Raw genomic sequence first — 19,629 nt, 5'->3', positions numbered from 1 at the left:
TGACTGCGTGTCTGACGCACAATGGTTGTGCGGTGTTGCCTTAATAAACACCATATCAAAACAAAAAAGGTCTATGTCCCCCCGAATGGAGGGCATAGACCTCTTATTATATTTTTTATATCATCACAGCGGCAGGTCTTTTTTCTTAAAAACTACCAAGCCTATCGTTAAAGCCACAATAGCAATTGCCGCAGGGTATATCATTTTTGTGATCCAGTTATTCTCTGAAAACAGCACTGACTGATAATCGTAAAAAGAGCAGATAGTCAGATACTTGAACTTGTCAAGACCTCCGACACCGAGGCTTCCGAACATGGAGAGCATATTGGCAAGGATATTCACCCCCACGAATGTTCCGCTCAGACCGATGGCGTATTTTGCAGAATTGAAAATGTCGGAGAACATGAAACATACAGCAGCGATCGCAATGCAGACCACAAACGCTGACAGGTTTACCTGCACGATCATCTTTGCGGTCAGATTTCCTTGAAGCGGGAGCTCACTGTTGCCAAGAGCCGTTGCAATCGTGATCGGCTTTGCAGCATTGACCGCAAGGTGAAGGAGCGTTTCGATGCCGAACATCGCCGCAAGAGAACCTATCAGAAATACAGACTGTGTAATATTCACAGCAGAGCGTTTGATCGGTGTTGACAGCACATATGCCATAGATCCGCGATCGACCTGATTGGCGATGAGCTTATTGGCTGTCACGAGAGCATAAATGGAAGGGAGAATGGTCGTCATCATTCCGTAGAATATAATAAAAAGCAATGGCTGCGTCATTTCAAGCGCCGCAAACTGCACGCACAGTACTGACATGACAGACGTAATGGCAGTCCACAACACCCAGTTTGATTTCACTGACTGCTTGAATAAAGGTAAGCTGAACATTATACATTTCCTCCGTTTTCTATCTCTTTCTTGTAATACATTTCAAGGGAATACGGCACATACCGCATATACCGCATATCGTAATCTGCAAGCTCTCTGACAAAGCTGTTCATCTCGTTCATCGGAACAACTGCCATTAGATGCTTATACTTGTCATTGCTGCTTTCTATCTGAAAGCCGGTGTGACTTTTGAACTCATGATATTGTTTTTCATCCGCAAAGCCTACACGATAAAGTCTCGGCATATTCTCATCGTAGAGATCACGTCCTATGGTATTGATTACTTTACCGTTGTGAATAAACGTAACTTTATCACAGGTATCTTCAAGCTCCTTGAAAATGTGGCTGGACATAAAAACTGTTGCTCCACGCTTTTTCTGCTCAAGGATAAGCTCTATCAGGGCATCACGCATAACGGGGTCAAGTCCTGTAGAGGGCTCGTCCAGCAGCAGAATATCCGGTTTTGCCATGAACGCTGCAACAAGCGCCATTTTCTGCTTCATGCCCTTGCTCATTCTTTTCAGCGGTGCAGAGGTGTCGATTTTGAACAGATCTATCAGCTTTTCTGTGTAGCTCATATCCTTGATGCCGAGATACTGCGCCTGAATTTTCAGGAAATTTGTTCCGCTGCCTACATCAGGAAAATCTATCTGCCCCGGCACATAGCCTACACGCTTTGCAATCTGATCGGGATGCTGACGGCAGTTGATTCCGCCGATCTCGCAGCTTCCGCTGTCGGGAGCAAGAAAGCCCATAAGGTGACGCATCGTAGTTGTCTTTCCGCTGCCGTTCGTGCCCACAAGCCCATATGCCTCGCCCTCATTGATCGAGATATTGAAATCGAATATTCCACGCCCTTTGCCGTAATCCTTGGTCATATGCTCGATTTTGATGATCTCAGGCATTTTGCACACCCCCCACACCGAATCTCTTATCGTTCTTATAAAAGTGCATGAAGTATTCCTCAAGGCTGACGGAATGCTCGTCAATACTTCTGATACGGCACTTTGAAAGAGCCGACAAAAAGGCATTTGTCAGTTGATCGGGAACAGAGATCACGCACTTTTTAGACGATTTATTGCCCTTTTCAGGATTCAGCCCCGAATGAACGAATCTATCATAGTCATCATTGGTCTCAAATTCTATCGTAAACTCATTTTTCAGCCCGTGCTTGACATCGGCGGCATCTACGGTGGAGATCAGTTTTCCGTCCTTGATGATCGCAATGCGGTCACAGAGGGCTTCGACCTCGCTGAAAATATGGCTTGAAAGCAGTATCGTTTTGCCGCACTTCTTTTCCTCACGGATAAAGTCGATAAATACGTCCTGCATCACAGGGTCAAGACCGCTTGTCGGCTCATCGAGCAGAAGAATATCGGGGTCTGACATAAAAGCCGTAACGACCGCCAGCTTTCGTTTTTCGCCGATGCTCATTCGTTTTACATTGCCGTCCGGATTCAGCGCAAAGCGTTCAAGCAGTTCTTCCGAGCGCCCCTTGCTGACCGTGCCCTTCATTGCAAGCATCATCTCGATAAACTGTCTGCCCGTCAGGCCGTCGGGGAGTGCTACCTCTCCGGGCAGATAGCCGACATTTCTGAGGATCTCGTGATGCTTTGCCGTGCTGTCAAGGCCGCCGATGCTCGCCGTCCCGCTCTGGGGCTTAGCAAAACCCATAAGATGGCGCATCGTCGTGGATTTGCCTGCACCGTTCGGGCCGAGAAAGCCGAGCGTCTCACCCTTATGCACCTCAAAAGTAACATCGAAAATTCCTCTCCCGTGACCGTAATCCTTTGTAAGTTTGTTTACTTCGATCATACTCATTTTTTCTTCCTCCATACAAATATACCGATGACTGCACCGGCAGCAGCAGTGATTCCTGCAATGACCGCAATACGCTTTCTCATTCAGGCGACCTCCTGTTTCATTTGGTATGTCTGTATTTTACTACCCTTTTGTTGCAGTAAGGTTTGAGTTTTGTTGCAGTTATATTAAGGCAACACCGCACAAAGACCGCCTGAAGGCTTTGTACGCAACTTACTTGCATCTTTTCCGTCATATTACACATTTTTTCCTTGAAATACGGTAGTATTCCTTCGGAAAATCTGCGCAATCTGACGAAAAAGCTGACTGCGTAATTTGCGCACAATCTTCGTGCGGTGTTGCCTTAAAAAGCTGCCAGCCCTGTAAGCTGACAGCTTTCCGCTAAATATTCAGTGTCACGGTAAATTTAGTACCCTTACCCGGTTCGCTCTGCACATCAATTTCACCGCCTGAAAGCTGCAACACACGCAGCGCAAGCGCGAGTCCCAAACCGTTCCCTTCAGTAGAATGGGAGGTGTCGCCCTGATAGAATTTATCAAAGACGTGCTTTTTCGTCTGCTCGTCCATGCCGCAGCCGGTGTCCTCGATCTCGACAATGACCTTGCCGTTTCCGGAGTATTCCCGAAGTGTGACCGTTCCGCCCTTCTCTGTAAACTTGAACGCATTGGACAGCAGATTGTTCCACACCAGCGGAAGAAGCTCTGCATCGGCGGTGATGAGCCTGCGCTCGTCTGCAATGTCTGCTTCAAACTCAATGCTCTTTTCCTCCCATATTGATTCAAACAGCAGTGCAGACTGCACAAGCTGATCGCACAGATCAAACGCACTGACATGAGGCGTTATGCTTTGCTTTTCCAGCTTGTTGAGCTTCAGGATATTCGTGATGAGTGTGTTCAGACGTTTGGCAGCATTTGTGACCGTGTCAACGTATTCCTGTCGTTTTTCCTCGGACAGGCCGGGCTTTTTCAGCATTTCTGCTGCATTCTGGATCACGGCGATCGGCGTCTTGATCTCGTGGGAAACATTTGAAAAAAAGTCCACACGGAGCGTTTCAATGCTGCCAAGCTCCTCTGTCATTTTGTTGAAATCCCCGATCATCACATCGAGATAGTCAAATTTCTCATGCTCATTGATCGGCTCGACGCGCACCGAAAAATCGCCCTTTGCGATCTTTGCAGCCGCATCTGCAAGACGGAGCATAGGCAGCTCATAGGTCTTTCGTACCTGATGGCGCGTGTAGAGCGTCAGCCCGCCTGCGACCAGTGCCCAGAAAATCAGAATCACATGGATCAGGAGGATTTCATTGAAATGCGCCCGCTGCATACCGAGCAGCAGTGCGATATGCACACCGGACAGCAGCAGCAAGGCACCGAAATATCCGAAAAAAATCGACTTCGGAAAACGGCTGTTTTTGACGGCATTTGCAATTCCCTGATGTTTCATTTCAGTACCGCCTTGTAGCCGATACCCCGAATCGTCTTGATCTCAAATCCGGAGCAGACCGCCGTTTTGTCACGCAGCCTTGTGATATACACGTCCACCGAACGCAGGCTTGCGTCAGAGTCCACGCCCCAGAACTCGTCCATGAGCTGCGCCCTCGAAAATGTCTTGTTCGGGTAGGACAGCAGCTTGAACAGGATATTAAATTCCCGTGTGGAAAGGGGCATTTCCTCGCCGTTTACCGTGCCTGACATCGCATCGCCGTCAAGTGTCAGGTCGCCCACCGTCAGCTTTTTGGACTCTGCGATATTCGCCCTGCGCAGGAGCGCCCTCACACGCATTTCCAGTTCCGCAAGCTCCACGGGCTTGACCATATAATCATCAATGCCCAATCGGAAGCCCTTTTCTTTTGCCGACAGATCATCTCTTGCCGAGAGAAACAGAATAGGGATATTCGCATTCAGCTTACGGACAGTCTCCGCAAACTCAAAGCCGTCAATTTTCGGCATCATAATGTCTGAAATGATGAGGTCGTAAAGATTGGCGTACATCTCATCATATGCCTCATTTACCGACAGACAGCCCTTTGCCGAAAATCCGCTGTCATTCAGATAACTGCACACAAGGCGGTTCAGGTCTTTGTCATCGTCAACAACTAAAATATGTATCATTGTAATTCCTCCTGTCTGATGTTTCGCTGCGCCCTGACGCTCATAGACAAGGCATTCCACAGCATGATAAGCATGACTGCTGTACCCGTAATGGTATTCATCGTTCGTGAATAACTGCTTACCGTTCCGTCAAAGGTGTGTATCATGGCGGTCTGCAAAGTGAACATCGAAAGTGCCGCCCCTGAGATATTCAGTTTTTTTGTGGCGGCAAGTATCGCATTGTCACGCTTTCGGAAGGACACCGCACTGATGATCGCTGTGATAACATAATAAAATGTATAGACTGCTGAAACGATTGCAACGAGCTTTGAATAATTACTCGTATCGTTCTTTTCGATCATGTGGTAAGCTATGCTCGTTACAGTGAGCGTGAGCAGGATCATCATAACGCCGCAGCTTCGCACGGTCACATATTCATGCAGACGGATGTCTTTTGTATGCTCGTCATTTTTATGAACACGGTAATTCTTCATCAGCATAAAGCGTATCGCCCCGAACACAAGATAGTATACCCCTACAGAGCCAAGCCATGTAGAATGATAATACACACCCGATGTACCCTTGAATACGGCAAATATCAGGTTTGCTGTAAGCCCGGAATACAGTGATATTTCCGCACGGAAATCAGCGCTTTCCAAATAGAGAGCTGTGTACTTGTTTTTCCGCATCATTTTTTTGAACCACACAACTACGGGAATTTTATCCTCCCTGACTGCTGTTCGGATATTTCTGTATATTCGCCCTGCATTCATGACCGAGATCGCAAGTGCATAGGCGGACAACAGATAGGCGACTATAGAAATGGGATTCAGCGGCGATAAAAACACCAGTGCGATGATAACAAGCGGAGCTGCGATAATATCTATGAGTACGACTGCTTTCCCCGACGGGTGAAGCAGTTTTTGGTATGCAAAGTGTGGAGATCTCAAAGTATCACTCCCTTTGACTATTCTTGTTATCATTATACCAAAAATCCATTCAGCTTTCAAGACACATCAGCTCATTTTAATATTACTGAAACAAAACTCAAACTTTACTGCAACAAACGGACAGTATAATTCAGACATTGAAAACAAAATCTGCCATACTTTACGGAGGTAATTAAAATGGCAAAGATAGCAAAGGCAGTGACCAAGGGTTAGAAGCTGACATACAGCACCCTTGCATTCGGCACGAAGCAGGAGTACCGGGGATAGTCATATCCCTCGCTCTCCACAAGTATGCCGTCACTCCCGAAGTCATCAAGGAGCATAATGCAGTGGTTGGTCTCATTATCGCAGAACATAATGTCGCGGTAAGCCTTGACCGCTTCATGGTCGTGCAGGGGATCCTGCTTGATCTGCTCAAAGCTCCAATGGCTGAGCGGGATCTATTCTTCCACCACGCAGGGACGGGCGTTGAAATCACTTGAGTTCGGCTTGCGTATGAGGTTTGCGTACAGTTTGTAGTTGTCCATTGTTTTCGTCCTCCATTAATATGGTATATGGTTTTTCGGGCAATAAAAAAAGCCCGAATTTCTTGGTACCTCATTTTTGTGAGATACCAACAAATCCAGGCAGATATGTTTATGAATGTTTTTTTGAAAAAATCTTGTTTTTGGGAGCTTTCCGCTCTCGAAAAATGGATATTTGCTTGATAATGTTTAGTAATGTACGGGTTCAAGTCCCGTTGCATTGCGTTATTTTGAAAATGTCATCCTCGGTTAAGATATAAAAATTTTGGGTAAAGCAAGAGGCTCAAACCGCGTATCTACGCTGTTTGAGCCCTTGTCATCTTTTTTGTTAATAGGTGATGGTGCAGGAGATGGGACGTTGAACAGTGGCTTCAAGTCTGCATTCTGCTCCATAAACAAAAAGCACAATATCTCTCACTTCGATCAAGACATTGTGCTTTTTGTTGGTGCAGGAGATGGGACGTTGAACAGTGGCTTCAAGTCTGCATTCTGCTCCAAAACAAAAAGCACAATATCTTTCGCTTCGCTCAAGACATTGTGCTTTTTGTTGGTGCAGGAGATGGGACTTGAACCCACACAACCTTGCGATCACTGGCACCTGAAGCCAGCGCGTCTGCCATTCCGCCACTCCTGCAAAATATAAATATTTGAAACTTTTATACGCCTCAAATTTGGCGAGGTGGGTGCAAACTCTGCTTGCTGAGTTTATGCAAATTGATCCACGATAGTACAGGATATGTCATCAACATAACGCCACCCGAAGCCAGCGCGTCTGCCATTCCGCCACTCCTGCATTATTTTTGGCAGAGCCAAAAAATAAAGATATGAATTTTTACACGCCCGTATCCGGCGAGGTGGGTGTCTTGCGCACTGATCCACAATTTAAAGCCGAGCCTTGCCGACCCGACTTTAAAATTATATCATATTATGCCCGACTTGTCAAGAGCTTTTTTGAAATTTCAGTAAAGCGCCGGCAGAGTGTCGAGCGTCACCGAGAACGGGCTGCTGTAGACCTGCCTGAGATAGTCATAGCTGCTGTGCTTCTCGCCCAGACAAAATTCCTTCGACCATACCATGAATGCTGCCCAGCCTGCACCTTCTGAGTGTATCGCACCCGGGTCGGGCAGAACGCCTATCTCGCCGATAGTTGCTATCTTTGGCGTGTCTGTTATCTTTAACAGCTCGTCGTAGGCAGCTTTCTGTGAGGTGTGAGCGTGAGGCTCGGGGTAGAGGTCACGGGATATTATGTCTACCACATCATCACCCGGGTAACATTCCGGCACCTGTGAGTTCCATACCCATATGAGATTGTTGAGCCCGTGATGAACGGTGTATCTCTCATACATTATCCGCCAAAGCGCTTTTACAACACTTGCCCCCTTAGCGCCCCACCAGAACCAGCCGCCGTCGCCCTCGTGGAAAGGCCGCCAGAGTATCGGTATGCCTTTGTCACAGAAAGGCCGCAGCAGCCCTGCCATAACGTCCATGTCTTTTATCAGTGCATCGTGCTCGGGCGTGCCTTCCTTGATAGCAAGCGAAGCGTCAAACTCTGTGTTCTCCGTGAAGAACGACTTGCTCCTTCCTCCCAGCGGCGAGAACCAGTGCCATGTGAATGTGATAAGCCCCTTCTTCTCTGCCCACTCCCACGCACGCTTAAGCATACCGTAGTTTTCCACGACCTCGGTCATGCACTCGTCGTCTGTGTCGAGATAGTTGATGTTCGGGGAGTATGAAAGCAGCTCAAAGCCGAGCAGCGCAGGCTCCTTGCCGGTCTGCTCCTTTATCAGCTCGTACTCCTCCATGTCAAGCGTCTGAACGTGCTGCCCTGTGATGATCTTATTATATGTAATGCCTGAGAGGTATTTGAGCACATCTCTCACGCATTTCTGTGAGTTGGTGTTTGTAGGTGTGTACAGCTTGTCGCTCATGTTTTTCTCCTTGTGTCAAATAATTATTGCTTATATCCTGAGCCGCCCGGCTATCTGAGCGTAGGCACGCTCCCAGTCATTGCAGGGGTCATCAAGTATCATGTGCTCTATCCCTGAGGCTGTCAGTATCTCCGTTTCTCTGCGCTGGCGTTCTTCAAGCGCTGCGATGTATCCGTCAAAGCCGCTCAGGTGATTTGCCTTTCCGTAAGCTCCGCCGCAGTGATAGTTTATCACCCCGTCAAGCCAATCATTGCCACGCTCCGGCAAGGCCTTTTCTATCGCAGCACGGATATTGCTCATTTTAAGATATACCACAAAGGGCTCCATAGGCCTTATGATATCGCAGATGCTTTTTATGTGCTCAAAAGACACCTGCCTGTCAGACCCGAACCTCATCATTGTCTCGCACATGGGGTTTTGCAGCAGCACGCAGTTGAATACATATCGCTTGTTCTTGTCAGCACTTTTTACAAACTCCTCCCACTTGCCAAGCATCAGAGGCCGCTCTGTCTCCCACGGCAGGAAGTCGTATATCTTGTATTGGATCAGCCTGTCACACATCGCACCGCTGAATGCCCCTATCGGCACTATGTATCCTCCGTGAGTTGGCGTTGCTTGCTGTCTTATGAGCGTCTGCTCTCCGGCTGAAAAGGTGTATATATCACACTCAGTCAAAAAAGCATGGAACTCGTAATCGGCAGGGTGCTCGCCGCTGCCTTCGTCATAAAAGACCGCACCCGCTCTGTCGGCAATGTATTTTGAGACTGTGCTCTTGCCGGAGCAGGGCAGCCCCTCAACTATTATAAGCCTGTTCATATCGACACTTCTCCGTATATGTTTTTTTCGGGTCAGTACATCGTCCTGCCCTGAATGCCCCTGTATTCCTCAAACAGTTCAAGACACTCTGCCCGGTCAAGCTCCTGCGATGCATCGTCGGGGTTTTCATAAAACACCTTGTCACGGAAGCCTATATTGTCAGTGTCCGAAACATTGCAGCCGTAGTAGACCTTTGCGATGTTTGCCCATTTTATAGCGCCGCTGCACATCGGGCAGGGCTCTGCCGTTGTGTAAAGCTCGCAGCCGCTCAGGTCAAAGCTGCCGGTGTTTTTGCAGGCGATTCGTATCGCCATCATCTCGCCGTGACAGGTGGGGTCGTTTTGCTTTACTACTTCGTTGTGCCCACGGCCTATTATCCTGCCGTCCTTTACTATCACGCAGCCGAACGGTCCGCCGTGTCCTGCATGGATACCGTCACGGGCCTCATCTATAGCTTCTTTCATAAATCTGTCCATAAAAACTCCCTCCTTTTACATCACAGGAATATGTATTTGATGATGAACAGCACCGCCAGCACATACATCACCGGCTTTATCTCCTTGCGCTTTCCGCAGGTGAGGTTTATCACCACATAAGAGATAACGCCCAGTGCAATGCCCTCCGAAATGCTGTAAAACAGCGGCATTGCGATTATGCAAAGATATGCCGGAATGACCTGCGTGTAGTTCTCCTCGGAAAATTTAAGCTCACCGACTGATGAGAACATCAGAAAGCCTACAAGTATAAGCGCAGGCGCTGTCGCAAATGAGGGTATCGCTATAAATATCGGTGCAAAGAACATCGACAGCAGGAAAAGCACAGCCGTCGTCATCGAGGTGAGGCCTGTCTTTCCTCCGGCGCCGACACCTGAGGCTGACTCGACAAATGTTGTAGTCGTCGAGGTGCCGAGCACAGCGCCTGCCGTCGTCGCAGCCGCATCAGCCATAAGCGCAGGCTTTATTGCAGGCAGCCTGCCGTTTTCATCGAGCACGCCTGCCTTTGCGCTGACACCTATCAGCGAGCCTATCGTGTCAAACAGGTCAACAAACATGAACGAGCACACTATCACTATGAAATTGACTATGCCGACTTCATTCAGGTCAGTCTCAAAGCATTTGCCGAACGTCTCGCCGAGCTTTGAGAAATCGGTTGCTGTAAATGTGGGTATAAGTGTCTGATATCCTGCATCGGCATCGGGGGTGTATATGCCTGTCAGCTCGCATATTATGCCGAGCGCCCATGTGCCGAAAATGCCTATGAGTATTGAGCCGGGGACTTTTCTGATGTACAGCACAGCCATGCCCACAGTTCCGATAAGTGCGAGCAGGGCGCATATCCCGGCTGTGTGGAAATGCTCCTTGAAATCGATCAAAGACACAAGCGTGTCAGCATCGGCAGAGAGCCCTGAATTCTGCAAGCCAATAAAGCATATGAACAGGCCTATGCCCACCGATACGGAATGCTTGAGCATGAGAGGTATGCAGTTGAATATAGCTTCCCTGACACCTGTAAGTGAGAATATGATGAATATGACACCCTCTGCAAACACCGCTAATAGTGCCGTCTGCCAGCTGTAGCCGCCAAGCTGCACTATCGTGTAGGCAAAAAACGCATTCAGCCCCATGCCTGATGAAACGGCAAACGGCAGATTTGCCGTAAGTGCCATGCAGGCTGTGCCGATAAAGGTCGCAATGCAGGTCGCAAGCAGTATTGCTGTCGGGTCCATGCCGGCGTCCGAGAGCACGCTCGGGTTTACAGCAAGGATATACGCCATAGTCATGAATGTGGTAACGCCTGCAACTATCTCAGTCCGCACACTTGTGCCGTGCTCTTTGAGTTTAAATATCTTTTCAAGCATCGGCATCACCTCTTATTCCCTGTACTGTGCGATGTAGGGAAGGTTTCTGTAGTATTCGCCGCAGTCGAGCCCGTAGCCTATCACGAAATGGTCGGGTATGGTAAACAGCGTGTAGTCTGCGTTAAAATCAACGACACGTCTTTCCGGTTTGTCGAGCAGCGTTATGACTTTAAGTGACAGGGGAGCTCTGGCTCTCAGCTTGTCGTAGATGAGACTGAGCGTTCTGCCGGTGTCGATGATGTCTTCAACGATAAGCACATTATAATTGCTTATGTCCTGAGCTATGTCGAGGGTGATGTTCACGTTTCCCGAAGAAGTCGTGCCGTCAAAGTAGCTCTGTGCTGCCATGAAGGCTATCTCGTGCGGTATGCTGATGTTTCTTGATAGGTCTGCAAGGAAGATGAACGCCCCCTTTAATACACTCACGAGCAGCAGCGGCTTGCCCTCGTATTCACGGTCGATGATGCTGCCGTATTCAGCCAGCTTCTGCCTTATCTCGTCTTCTGATATGAGCACACGCTCTATCCTTTTTTCAAAGTTATTCTTGTCGGTCATTATCATATGTCATACCTCCTTTTTGAGTATTATTGTGTTACATTCATTATACCATATCCTGTGCCAAAAAACAAGTCAATACTTGCTATTTGCGATAGGATATGATATAATGTAAAAAACATAGCCGGGTATATATGTACTGTCAGTGCGGCGGATCATGGAGGTCTCAAAAAATGTTAAAGGACAGGATATTGGATTTCGGGGAACTGATAAAAGAATTACTCTGTATCTATGATGAAAACGGAGAGATACCTGATGACGGATGGGCTGTATACTATAAAGACACATCAAAGATCGAGAATAATACGAAATGCTGTATTACCGACTGGGTTACAGTGACAGATGACGATGAGGAGATCCTTCCCGCCCTTGCTGCCCTGAATGATATGTATTGCTATGTTACAGATGAAATAATAGTCGATGTTATCACCGCCTATATGATAAAAAACAGCAGGCTGTCAGTAGAGCAGCTGATAAATGCTGTCAATTATTATCTGGAAAATGATTGCTTTATTGAAACCGGCTCTGTCGGCAATGCATACAGGACACCACAGATCATTATAAAAAAGGAAATAACTGACAAGCGTATCCTGATGAAAATAAAAATAGCATTCTCTTTAGAGATGCCGTTAGGAGAGTTTCTGCAAGCGACCCGGAAGATACCGTATATCATAAGTGCTTCACTGACGGCCGCAGATGCAAAAAGGATCATTAAAGAAAACGGATTGACAGAATATGTTACTGTTGATCTCTGATCTGCATATATAATTGAGTTTTATAACAATAGTACTTAAGAGGTGAGAAAAATGACCCAAAACATTCCCGAAAACATAAGACACTATATCGAAGGCAAGACCTGTCAGATAGACAAGACAGGTATGTCTGAGGGCAATGTGTATATCTATGATGATATGGTGCTAAAGACCGAGCCTATGAGTGAGAGCATATTTGCATCGATAAGTGTCATGTGCTCGCTTGAAGAGCTTCTGCCGCTGCCGCATCTTATCTACCACGGCGTGTGCGAGGGCGTGAGTTATATGCTCATGGAGCGTGTAAAGGGCGTCATGGCGTGCGACAGGTTCTATATGGAGCACCCTGACCTTCTGATACCTGTGCTTGCTGACAGCCTGCACAGACTGTGGTCGGTCGATATAAGAAAATGCCCCCGTGAGCGCAGGCTCGACACCGAGCTCAGAGAGGCAAGGGCAAGAGTGGTCGCAGGGCGTGTCGATATGTCAAAAAGCGCTCCCGGTACATATGGCGAGGGCGGCTTCTCCGACCCGTGGGAGCTGCTTGAATGGTTAGAGCAGAATAAGCCCAAGGAGGAGCTGTGCGTTTCTCACGGCGATCTCTGCCTGCCCAATATCTTTATAAACGGCGACAAATTAAGCGGCCTTATCGACACCGGTGATATGGGCGTTGCCGACAAGTGGCGTGATATCTCACTGCTCTACCGTAGCCTGAAGCACAACGCCGACGGCACCTTCGGCCACGTCTACAAGGGCGTTGACCCCGAGAAGCTGTTCGATGCCATAGGTGTCAAAAAGAACGAGGAAAAGCTGCGGTATTATTTGCTGCTTGATGAGTTGTTTTAAAAAAGTTTGAGTGATTTACCATGTCAGCCTCGTATATATGGTCAGGAGGGATAGCGCTATGAAATGTTTAAAGCTGATACCGCTTCTTGCAGCGGCTTTGCTGCTGTGTGCCTGCAATGAAAAGGATTCATCTCACGAAACGATAGAGGATATGATGTCGCAGGCAAACGAGATAAACCAAACCGAGGCTGACGAATACGCCTGCCTGCCCGATACGGTAAGGCTCGACGATATGTATGCCCGTGAGCTTGCACCCGACGGCGGCACCGTGTCTTATGACAGGCTGGGTGTCAGCTTTAAGCTGCCTGACGGCTATAATGCCTATATCTACGAGCAGAATGACGAAAAGCGTCTTGACGACGAGCGCAAGGCAGCCGAAAAAGAGAACAGAAAGCCAAAGGAAATAGAGACCCACGAGCAGAACAAGACCTGCATAGCGGCTATATTCCTTACAAACGGCAATTTCCCGCACTCGCATGAGTTTGTGAGGGTGGGGTTCACTACGAGCATAGGCGCTGTGTTCCAGCCGCTCTCCTGGTGGGAGGAGCACCCCGAATATGGCATATCGCCCATACAGAACAAGGCGGATTTTGTAAAACTTCTCAAAAGCGACATCGAAAAACTCACCCCTGCATTTATCGCAAATGAAGGACTTGATGCCTATAACTACACAGGTCTTGACGCTTCACACAGAGAATGGCTCGAGCTTGGCATAAATACAAACGATACTGCCGCCATACCCGAGATCTTAAATGTGTTTAATACCGCAAATGTCTTCCGTGAGCCTGCCGATGACAGCAGTGTGAGCGAGATAAAGTGCGAGAGCGTTGAGCTTGACAGCGGATATTTAGGCGTAAAGCTCACCTATGACATAAAGCGTAACGGTATCGCTATGGATAAGGAGGTCTACTGGCTTTTAGACCCCGATGCGCAGGAGGATATTTGCTATATGCGCCGTGTTGAGTTTTCAAAGGACAAGGGCGCAGTCTGGCTCACGCCCCCGGAGACGTTTCTTAAAGACTTTAAGATAACCACCCCCGACTATGCCAATAAGCAGGACCCCACAGATTATTTCGGTATCTGTGATATAATAATGCCCGAAGCGGAGCAGCCGCCGAGTGAAGAGTGAACAATTAAAAAAGGTATCGCATTGTGCGATACCTTTTTTGTGTGATTCTGACCGGGCAGATATTCATCTGCGCTGCTTTTTTCTTGCCATTTTGAAGCGGTACATATTCTCATCAGCCTCGGCAAGTATCGTCTCAAAGTCGATATCATCACCGCTGCCTACAGCACAGCCTATGCTCGCCGAAACAAGGAACGGCTTGTTGTCGTGCGCTTTGCCGAGCTCGCTGAGCTTGTCGCAGAAAAGCTCTGTCAATTTGCTGCTGTTAAAGCTGCCCTTTGGCCTTATGCCTGCGATGTAGAATTCATCGCCGCCTGCACGGGCGCATATGTCGCCTTGCTCGGTCACTGCAAGAGCAGCTTCGCCTACGAGCTTTATGCCGTAGTCGCCCTCGGTGTGGCCGAATGTGTCGTTTATGTATTTGAGCCCGTCCATGTCTATCACGACGGCTATCAGCTCGCTGCTGTCGTCGAGCTTTTTTGTCAGCTCGTCAAGCTGCTCGTACATTCCACGCCTGTTTAAAAGCCCTGTCATCTTGTCATGTATCGAGAGCAGCATAAAGCGGTTCTTGGTGCGTGTCATTTCTAAAGCCGTGTTTACAAATCTCAGCCAGTTGCGGTATACAAGGTTGTATTTGCTGTAGTCGCTGAGCTTTCGCTGCAATACTGCATAGCCGAGCGTCTTGTCCGAAAAATGCACAGCTGCGAAATAATACGCATACGGAACATCAAATTCATCGTACATCTGAGGCAGCATATCGTGTGTGTCAAACAGCACGCTCTCGCTTATCTTGCTGTAATTGTTCCCGTCAATGTTCGAGCGCATTATAATTCGCCGCATCTTGTCAGGATAGCCTTCGGTGATGTCGCTGTCAGAATTGAGCCAGTCATCACGCAGACAGAGGAAAAACCTCTCAAACGGCATTATGATGTATGTCGCCTTTGATATGCCGTCTATGCATTCCTCGGGCGTTTCTGCTGCCGCAAGCTGCTCGGGAATGTAGGTTTCCATAAGCAGGCCTATGTCTATGTTGTCGTTGAATACGTCCTCGGTGTAGTTCCTGCCCGTGTAGTATATGAGCGAATGAAGCGTTTTCATCGTGTGCTTTACATCGGCATGGCAGCCGCAGCTGTCGCCGGTGTGCATCATCTTGTCTAAAGACCTTTCAAAAGGCTTTATCTCAGCGCCGGGTTCTATAATGCTCCTTATGTAGTCTACCGCATCGGCAGCACACCTTGCGAAGTTTGATTCTATCGTGGTAAGAGTAATCTCGTCAAGCGCTGCCTCAACAGTCGCTTCAAAGCCGAGCACGCATATGTCCTCAGGCACCTTTCCGCCGAGCTTGGTGTATTCCTCGATAAAACCGAGCGCCATGTGGTCGCTTGCGGCTATCACGGCATCAGGCTTTGATATCCTGCCGTCTATAATGTCCCTTGCGAGCTGGTTGCCGCTCTCGTACCAGAAATTGCCGTATATCCTGTGTTCTTCCTTGACGGTCAGCCCGTGCTTTTCTATCTCGTCAATAAAAGTGGCAAGCCTCTGCTGAGCCTCGTAGTTGTCCTTCTGCCCGGTCAGCAGGCATATCTCCTTGCAGCCGTGTACTTCAATCGCATGGCGGCAGAGCTCACGCAGCATCAGCTCGTTGCTGTTTTGTATGGCCGGCATATCCTTGTAGGGGACACTTATGCTCACAGCCGGAGTGCCGGTCTGCTTTATCTTTTTGTAAAGCCCGTCAACAAGGTCGAAGTTGTTGGAATACATAAGACTTACTGTATCGAGTATTACGCCGTCAAAGCCGTCAAAGCTCGGCAGCTCGTATATGTTGCACTCACCGTGCGCATAGTCCTTGTAGTAGAACTCGGGGTTTATCATTGATGCGAAAAGTGCGATGTTGTAGCCGTATTTCTCACACTGAGTGAAAATGCCCCTGCTTATCCTCTGCGAATGTATCGAATCAGGTGCTACGGTCACGAAGCAGATAGTTTTGCGTTTAGCCATGCTTTCACCTCGGTAGAATAGATGTTGGGATGTATATTTATAGTATTATAACATATTCCAACACTGATTTCAACATATTTGTATGAAAAATGCAGATTTTTTGCCATAGCTAACTTATGCTTACTAATTATTAATAATCCGTTAAACTTTCTGCCAACCCCTTGCTTTTTTTCTAAAGTGTGTTATCATTATTAAAGACGGGAGTGCTTACCCGTTTATATGATTTTTTGGCCGCCCAAGCTGCGGCAAAAGATAATGAGGAGGATATTACTATGGCTTACAAGATTTCTGATGAGTGCATCGCTTGCGGCGCTTGCGCTGAGGGCTGCCCTGTTGGCGCTATTTCTGAGGCTGACGGCAAGTATGTTATTGACGCTGACGCTTGCATCGACTGCGGTGCTTGTGCTGGTGCTTGCCCTGTTGGTGCTCCCCAGGCTGAATAATTTCAGAAGGTTTGAAAGGCCGTCCGTTCCGGGCGGTCTTTTGTTTTGCCCTGAAAAGGCAGGTGAGGAGAGCGGAGTTAAACGCTAAAAATATAAAAATTAACGTTTATCGTTAAAAAAGCATTGACAAACGTAAAAAAGTGTGCTATACTGTCATCATACCGGAAGCTATGAAACGGAGGAATGATGATATGAAACTGAGAAAAAACGCAACTGTAGAAGAAAAATACAAGAACGTGTGCAAGTATATATACGGCTACTCTCTTGGCGGCCTGGCGATACTCTGCCTGCTGTCAATGGCTATGGTGGTGTCTGTCGTGGCACAGCTGATAGGCAAGGGGAGCTTTACTGAGATGTTTGCAGACGACGCAGGCGTGTGGAAAAGCCTTTACTACGCATACTATGTGCTGATGTTCACTGCCGCAGTCAATTTCCTCAGGGCGACATTCAAAAAGCTCATAAGCTCAGACAGCCCCTTCCGCACAGAGATAGCTGTGGGGATAAGAAGGCTCAGCCGTGTGCTCGTCTGGGGCGGTGTCGGCAGTATGATTATCTCGCCGCTGCTCCATAGCAAGGCTCCCGTAGTCGGCAGCAAGGGCTTTGACCTTTTCGGCTTCGGAATAGGTTTAGCCGGGCTGATGTTCGATGCATTCTCGCTTATCTTCGAGTACGGTTGCAGCTTGCAGACGCAGGCTGACGAGACTTTGTAAGGGGAGAGTGCTATGGCTATAATACTCAGGCTCGACAGAGTAATGGCTGACAGGAAGATGTCGCTCAATGAGCTCTCGCAGAAGGTCGGCGTCGCAAATGTCAACCTTTCAAAGCTCAAGACCGGCAAGGTGAGTGCCGTGAGGTTCTCAACGCTCAATGCGATATGTAAGGCGCTCAAGTGCCAGCCGGGAGATATACTTGAATTTGTTGATGATGAAGAACAGGAGGAATAACCATGAAATGCGATAACCCCTTTGACTGGAAGTCGGTAGATGATAAAGCAGTGTGGCTTACCCCGTGTGAGGAGAGCTATTACTACCTTAATAAATGGAAAAGCGAGGGCAGAAAAAGCGTGCTCGACCTCGGCTGCGGCCTTGGCAGACACGCACTGCTGTTTGCCAAGGGCGGCTTCAAGACCACGGCTGTGGATATATCAGACGAGGCGCTCGGCACTCTCAAAGGGCTGTGCAAAGAGCAGGGTGTCGATATCCTCTGCAAAAAGGCAGATATGGAAGCGCTGCCCTTTGCCGACAATGCCTTTGACTGTATATTCGCCATGCATTCGGCAGGGCATACCGACACGCCCGGTATGAAAAGGCTCATGGCAGAGCTTGCCCGTGTTTTAAAGCCCGGCGGTGCAGTGTTCATGACCCTCTGCTCGAAGGAGACATACACCTACCGGCAGCAGGCCGGCAAGCGTATTGACGAGAACACTCTGCTTAAGACCGAGGGTGTCGAGCAGAATGTTCCGCACTTCTTCTGTGATGCCGAGGATATCAAAAAACTCTTTGCCTGCTGGAGCCTTGTCAAGGTGCGCCATATAGACGACTGCTTTGACGGCAAGGGCTGGAAGCTGCAAAAGCACTATTTCATCGAAGCAACTGTCAACAAGGAATACACAGTCCCCGACTACTCAGATATAATAGGCAAGACCTTCACCTGCAAGATAGACCGTCCCCTCGGCACAGCTCACCCGAGAGTAAAAAGCCTTGTCTACCCTGTGAACTACGGCTATATCGAGGATATCATCGCAGGCGACGGCGCCGGACAGGACGTTTATGTGCTTGGTGTCGATACACCGCTCGACAGCTTCACCGGCAGGGTGATAGCCGTATACCACAGGCTCAATGACAACGAGGATAAGTGGATACTCGCCCCCGAGGGAATGAGCTTCACCCGTGAGGAGATACTGGAAAAGATTGAGTTCCAGGAGAGGTTCTTTGACGGGGAGCTATATGACAAAGCATAAGACAGGAGAGACAGAACGATGTATAAAAAGTTTCTCTATGTTCACTTTGCGCTTGCAATACTGATGCTTTTATCAATATGGGCAGAGCTTGTGCATTTTCTTTACGTTTACAGCGATATGCCCGAAACTATCGGTATGCATTTCGGCAGCAACGGCGATTTTGATGTCCACGCCGAGAAATACTACGGCTTTTATCCGTATCTTATGGGCACGCTTATCATAGGTGCGCTGCTTGTGGCTGACAGGTTTATACTCAGACTAAAGGTCGGTGCGAGCTATGACACAAAAGGCGAGAGCATGGTGCGTGCCTCTGTTTTGCTTTTTACAAACGGCATCAAGGCGTATACCTGCCTTTTCTTCCTTGAATGGTCTGATGCTGTGATACATCAGCACGGCACCAAAGGCAGGGTGAATAATATCGGCGCTTATCTGTTTTTAGCGTATTTGGCGGCTGCTCTTATACTCAGCACATATGCAAAGCTAAAGCACAAGCAAAAGGGCGAAGACGTTAACAAGACCGATACTCACAAGCTCGTGCGGCTCTACTGTATAATGATAAGCATATGCCAGATAGTCGTATCAATAGTTATATGGGAGCGCTACCCCGGCGGCAATGAAACGACTGACCCGTTTGCCAAGATATATTTTGCAGACCTTGGCACCCATGCGCCGAAATGGCTGCATCTTATTCCTGTAGTGATATCCTTTGCAGCGGCGTTTGCATCGCACATGGCGGTGAAAAGGTTCATCGCAAAGGGCAGGACTCTTTCTGCCGCAGCAGCAGACTTTGCAGGCGCATATATAACGACCGTCTGCTTTCTCAGAGCGATTGTCGTCCCCGAGGAATCTGTGGCAGCAATGTGTTTTGAAATGCTTATCATCTTTGCCCTCCTTGCCGCTGAAAAGTATGTAAAATACCGGCTTAAGAAAAGACGTGAGAGCAAAAATGACAGCCTGCCGGGTGAATAATGCAAAAAAGCCGTCCTCTGCGGACGGTTTTTCTCTTTTTATGTAATAACTGATCTTTGTTTACGTCTATTTAAGTGAAAGCGCTTTTGAATTAGAAGGAAGGAG

At 48.2% G+C, this 19,629-nt stretch carries 21 protein-coding genes and 1 tRNA gene; 8 read left to right on the top strand and 14 right to left on the bottom strand.

Translation table 11 applies throughout. The annotated features are described in order from the left end of the window. Window positions 1–123: 123 nt before the first annotated feature. The 13 genes from CD05_RS0110205 to hpt all read right to left on the bottom strand — a co-directional run bounded on the left by CD05_RS0110205 (window position 124) and on the right by hpt (window position 11,439). Window positions 124–891 (bottom strand): ABC transporter permease subunit, encoded by a 768-nt coding sequence (locus CD05_RS0110205; RefSeq protein WP_028510411.1) that lies wholly within the window; start codon window positions 889–891, stop codon window positions 124–126. After that, complete coding sequence (locus tag CD05_RS0110200) at window positions 891–1,796, bottom strand: ATP-binding cassette domain-containing protein (RefSeq protein WP_028510410.1); 906 nt, start codon at window positions 1,794–1,796, stop codon at window positions 891–893. Before CD05_RS0110200 ends, CD05_RS0110205 begins: the two co-directional genes overlap by 1 nt. Beyond that, on the bottom strand, window positions 1,789–2,712 hold the full coding sequence (locus tag CD05_RS0110195; protein WP_028510409.1) for an ABC transporter ATP-binding protein: 924 nt from the start codon (window positions 2,710–2,712) through the stop codon (window positions 1,789–1,791). Before CD05_RS0110195 ends, CD05_RS0110200 begins: the two co-directional genes overlap by 8 nt. A gap of 381 nt (window positions 2,713–3,093) precedes the next feature. Continuing rightward, on the bottom strand, window positions 3,094–4,155 hold the full coding sequence (locus tag CD05_RS0110185; protein WP_028510408.1) for a HAMP domain-containing sensor histidine kinase: 1,062 nt from the start codon (window positions 4,153–4,155) through the stop codon (window positions 3,094–3,096). Then, window positions 4,152–4,823 (bottom strand): response regulator transcription factor, encoded by a 672-nt coding sequence (locus tag CD05_RS0110180; RefSeq protein ID WP_028510407.1) that lies wholly within the window; start codon window positions 4,821–4,823, stop codon window positions 4,152–4,154. The genes CD05_RS0110185 and CD05_RS0110180 overlap by 4 nt, the downstream gene beginning before the upstream one ends. Next, a complete protein-coding gene (locus CD05_RS0110175; protein ID WP_156947429.1) occupies window positions 4,820–5,752 on the bottom strand; it encodes a hypothetical protein in 933 nt (310 codons plus the stop codon). Before CD05_RS0110175 ends, CD05_RS0110180 begins: the two co-directional genes overlap by 4 nt. A gap of 209 nt (window positions 5,753–5,961) precedes the next feature. Then, on the bottom strand, window positions 5,962–6,108 hold the full coding sequence (locus tag CD05_RS20635) for a DUF6329 domain-containing protein (RefSeq protein ID WP_156947427.1): 147 nt from the start codon (window positions 6,106–6,108) through the stop codon (window positions 5,962–5,964). Between the two features lie 716 nt (window positions 6,109–6,824). After that, window positions 6,825–6,910, bottom strand: a tRNA-Leu gene (locus CD05_RS0110155). Between the two features lie 325 nt (window positions 6,911–7,235). Further along, entirely contained in the window at window positions 7,236–8,204 is a 969-nt protein-coding gene (locus CD05_RS0110145) for a glycosyl hydrolase (protein WP_028510405.1), read from the bottom strand. Window positions 8,205–8,234: 30 nt separating this feature from the next. Next, complete coding sequence (locus CD05_RS0110140; RefSeq protein WP_028510404.1) at window positions 8,235–9,020, bottom strand: hypothetical protein; 786 nt, start codon at window positions 9,018–9,020, stop codon at window positions 8,235–8,237. A gap of 32 nt (window positions 9,021–9,052) precedes the next feature. Beyond that, a complete protein-coding gene (locus CD05_RS0110135) occupies window positions 9,053–9,496 on the bottom strand; it encodes a nucleoside deaminase (RefSeq protein WP_028510403.1) in 444 nt (147 codons plus the stop codon). Between the two features lie 20 nt (window positions 9,497–9,516). Next, window positions 9,517–10,878 (bottom strand): NCS2 family permease, encoded by a 1,362-nt coding sequence (locus CD05_RS0110130; RefSeq protein ID WP_028510402.1) that lies wholly within the window; start codon window positions 10,876–10,878, stop codon window positions 9,517–9,519. Between the two features lie 12 nt (window positions 10,879–10,890). After that, a complete protein-coding gene (gene hpt / locus CD05_RS0110125) occupies window positions 10,891–11,439 on the bottom strand; it encodes a hypoxanthine phosphoribosyltransferase (RefSeq protein ID WP_028510401.1) in 549 nt (182 codons plus the stop codon). A 167-nt stretch (window positions 11,440–11,606) separates the two neighbouring features. Here hpt and CD05_RS0110120 point away from each other — a divergent pair, with 167 nt between their 5' ends. Genes CD05_RS0110120 through CD05_RS0110110 form a run of 3 tightly spaced genes read left to right on the top strand, consistent with a single transcriptional unit; the run spans window position 11,607 to window position 14,157 of the window. Then, window positions 11,607–12,188 (top strand): hypothetical protein, encoded by a 582-nt coding sequence (locus CD05_RS0110120; RefSeq protein WP_028510400.1) that lies wholly within the window; start codon window positions 11,607–11,609, stop codon window positions 12,186–12,188. Window positions 12,189–12,239: 51 nt separating this feature from the next. Next, on the top strand, window positions 12,240–13,028 hold the full coding sequence (locus tag CD05_RS19785; RefSeq protein WP_028510399.1) for an APH(3') family aminoglycoside O-phosphotransferase: 789 nt from the start codon (window positions 12,240–12,242) through the stop codon (window positions 13,026–13,028). A gap of 58 nt (window positions 13,029–13,086) precedes the next feature. Further along, window positions 13,087–14,157 (top strand): hypothetical protein, encoded by a 1,071-nt coding sequence (locus tag CD05_RS0110110; protein ID WP_028510398.1) that lies wholly within the window; start codon window positions 13,087–13,089, stop codon window positions 14,155–14,157. Between the two features lie 63 nt (window positions 14,158–14,220). Here the strand turns inward: CD05_RS0110110 and CD05_RS0110105 are convergent, their stop codons facing one another. Beyond that, on the bottom strand, window positions 14,221–16,152 hold the full coding sequence (locus tag CD05_RS0110105; RefSeq protein ID WP_028510397.1) for a GGDEF domain-containing protein: 1,932 nt from the start codon (window positions 16,150–16,152) through the stop codon (window positions 14,221–14,223). A gap of 272 nt (window positions 16,153–16,424) precedes the next feature. Between CD05_RS0110105 and CD05_RS0110100 the strand changes: the two genes are divergently transcribed. The 5 genes from CD05_RS0110100 to CD05_RS0110075 all read left to right on the top strand — a co-directional run bounded on the left by CD05_RS0110100 (window position 16,425) and on the right by CD05_RS0110075 (window position 19,524). Further along, the gene (locus tag CD05_RS0110100) at window positions 16,425–16,595 is read left to right on the top strand and encodes a 4Fe-4S binding protein (RefSeq protein WP_028510396.1); all 171 of its coding nucleotides are present in this window, start codon (window positions 16,425–16,427) and stop codon (window positions 16,593–16,595) included. A 191-nt stretch (window positions 16,596–16,786) separates the two neighbouring features. After that, window positions 16,787–17,305 carry a hypothetical protein gene (locus CD05_RS0110095; protein ID WP_028510395.1) on the top strand — a complete coding sequence of 173 codons (519 nt, stop codon included), beginning with the start codon at window positions 16,787–16,789 and terminating at the stop codon, window positions 17,303–17,305. A 12-nt stretch (window positions 17,306–17,317) separates the two neighbouring features. Next, window positions 17,318–17,539, top strand: coding sequence for a helix-turn-helix transcriptional regulator (locus CD05_RS0110090; RefSeq protein ID WP_028510394.1), 222 nt, complete (start codon window positions 17,318–17,320; stop codon window positions 17,537–17,539). A gap of 2 nt (window positions 17,540–17,541) precedes the next feature. Then, window positions 17,542–18,555, top strand: coding sequence for a methyltransferase domain-containing protein (locus tag CD05_RS21405; protein WP_084262156.1), 1,014 nt, complete (start codon window positions 17,542–17,544; stop codon window positions 18,553–18,555). 18 nt (window positions 18,556–18,573) lie between these two features. After that, entirely contained in the window at window positions 18,574–19,524 is a 951-nt protein-coding gene (locus CD05_RS0110075) for a hypothetical protein (RefSeq protein WP_028510393.1), read from the top strand. Window positions 19,525–19,629: the final 105 nt, after the last annotated feature.

It is taken from the genome of Ruminococcus sp. NK3A76 (assembly GCF_000686125.1).
Taxonomy (GTDB): Bacteria; Bacillota; Clostridia; order Oscillospirales; family Ruminococcaceae; genus NK3A76.
The sequence above is the reverse complement of the archived record's forward strand: the minus strand, read 5'-3'. Positions and strand labels throughout refer to the sequence as shown.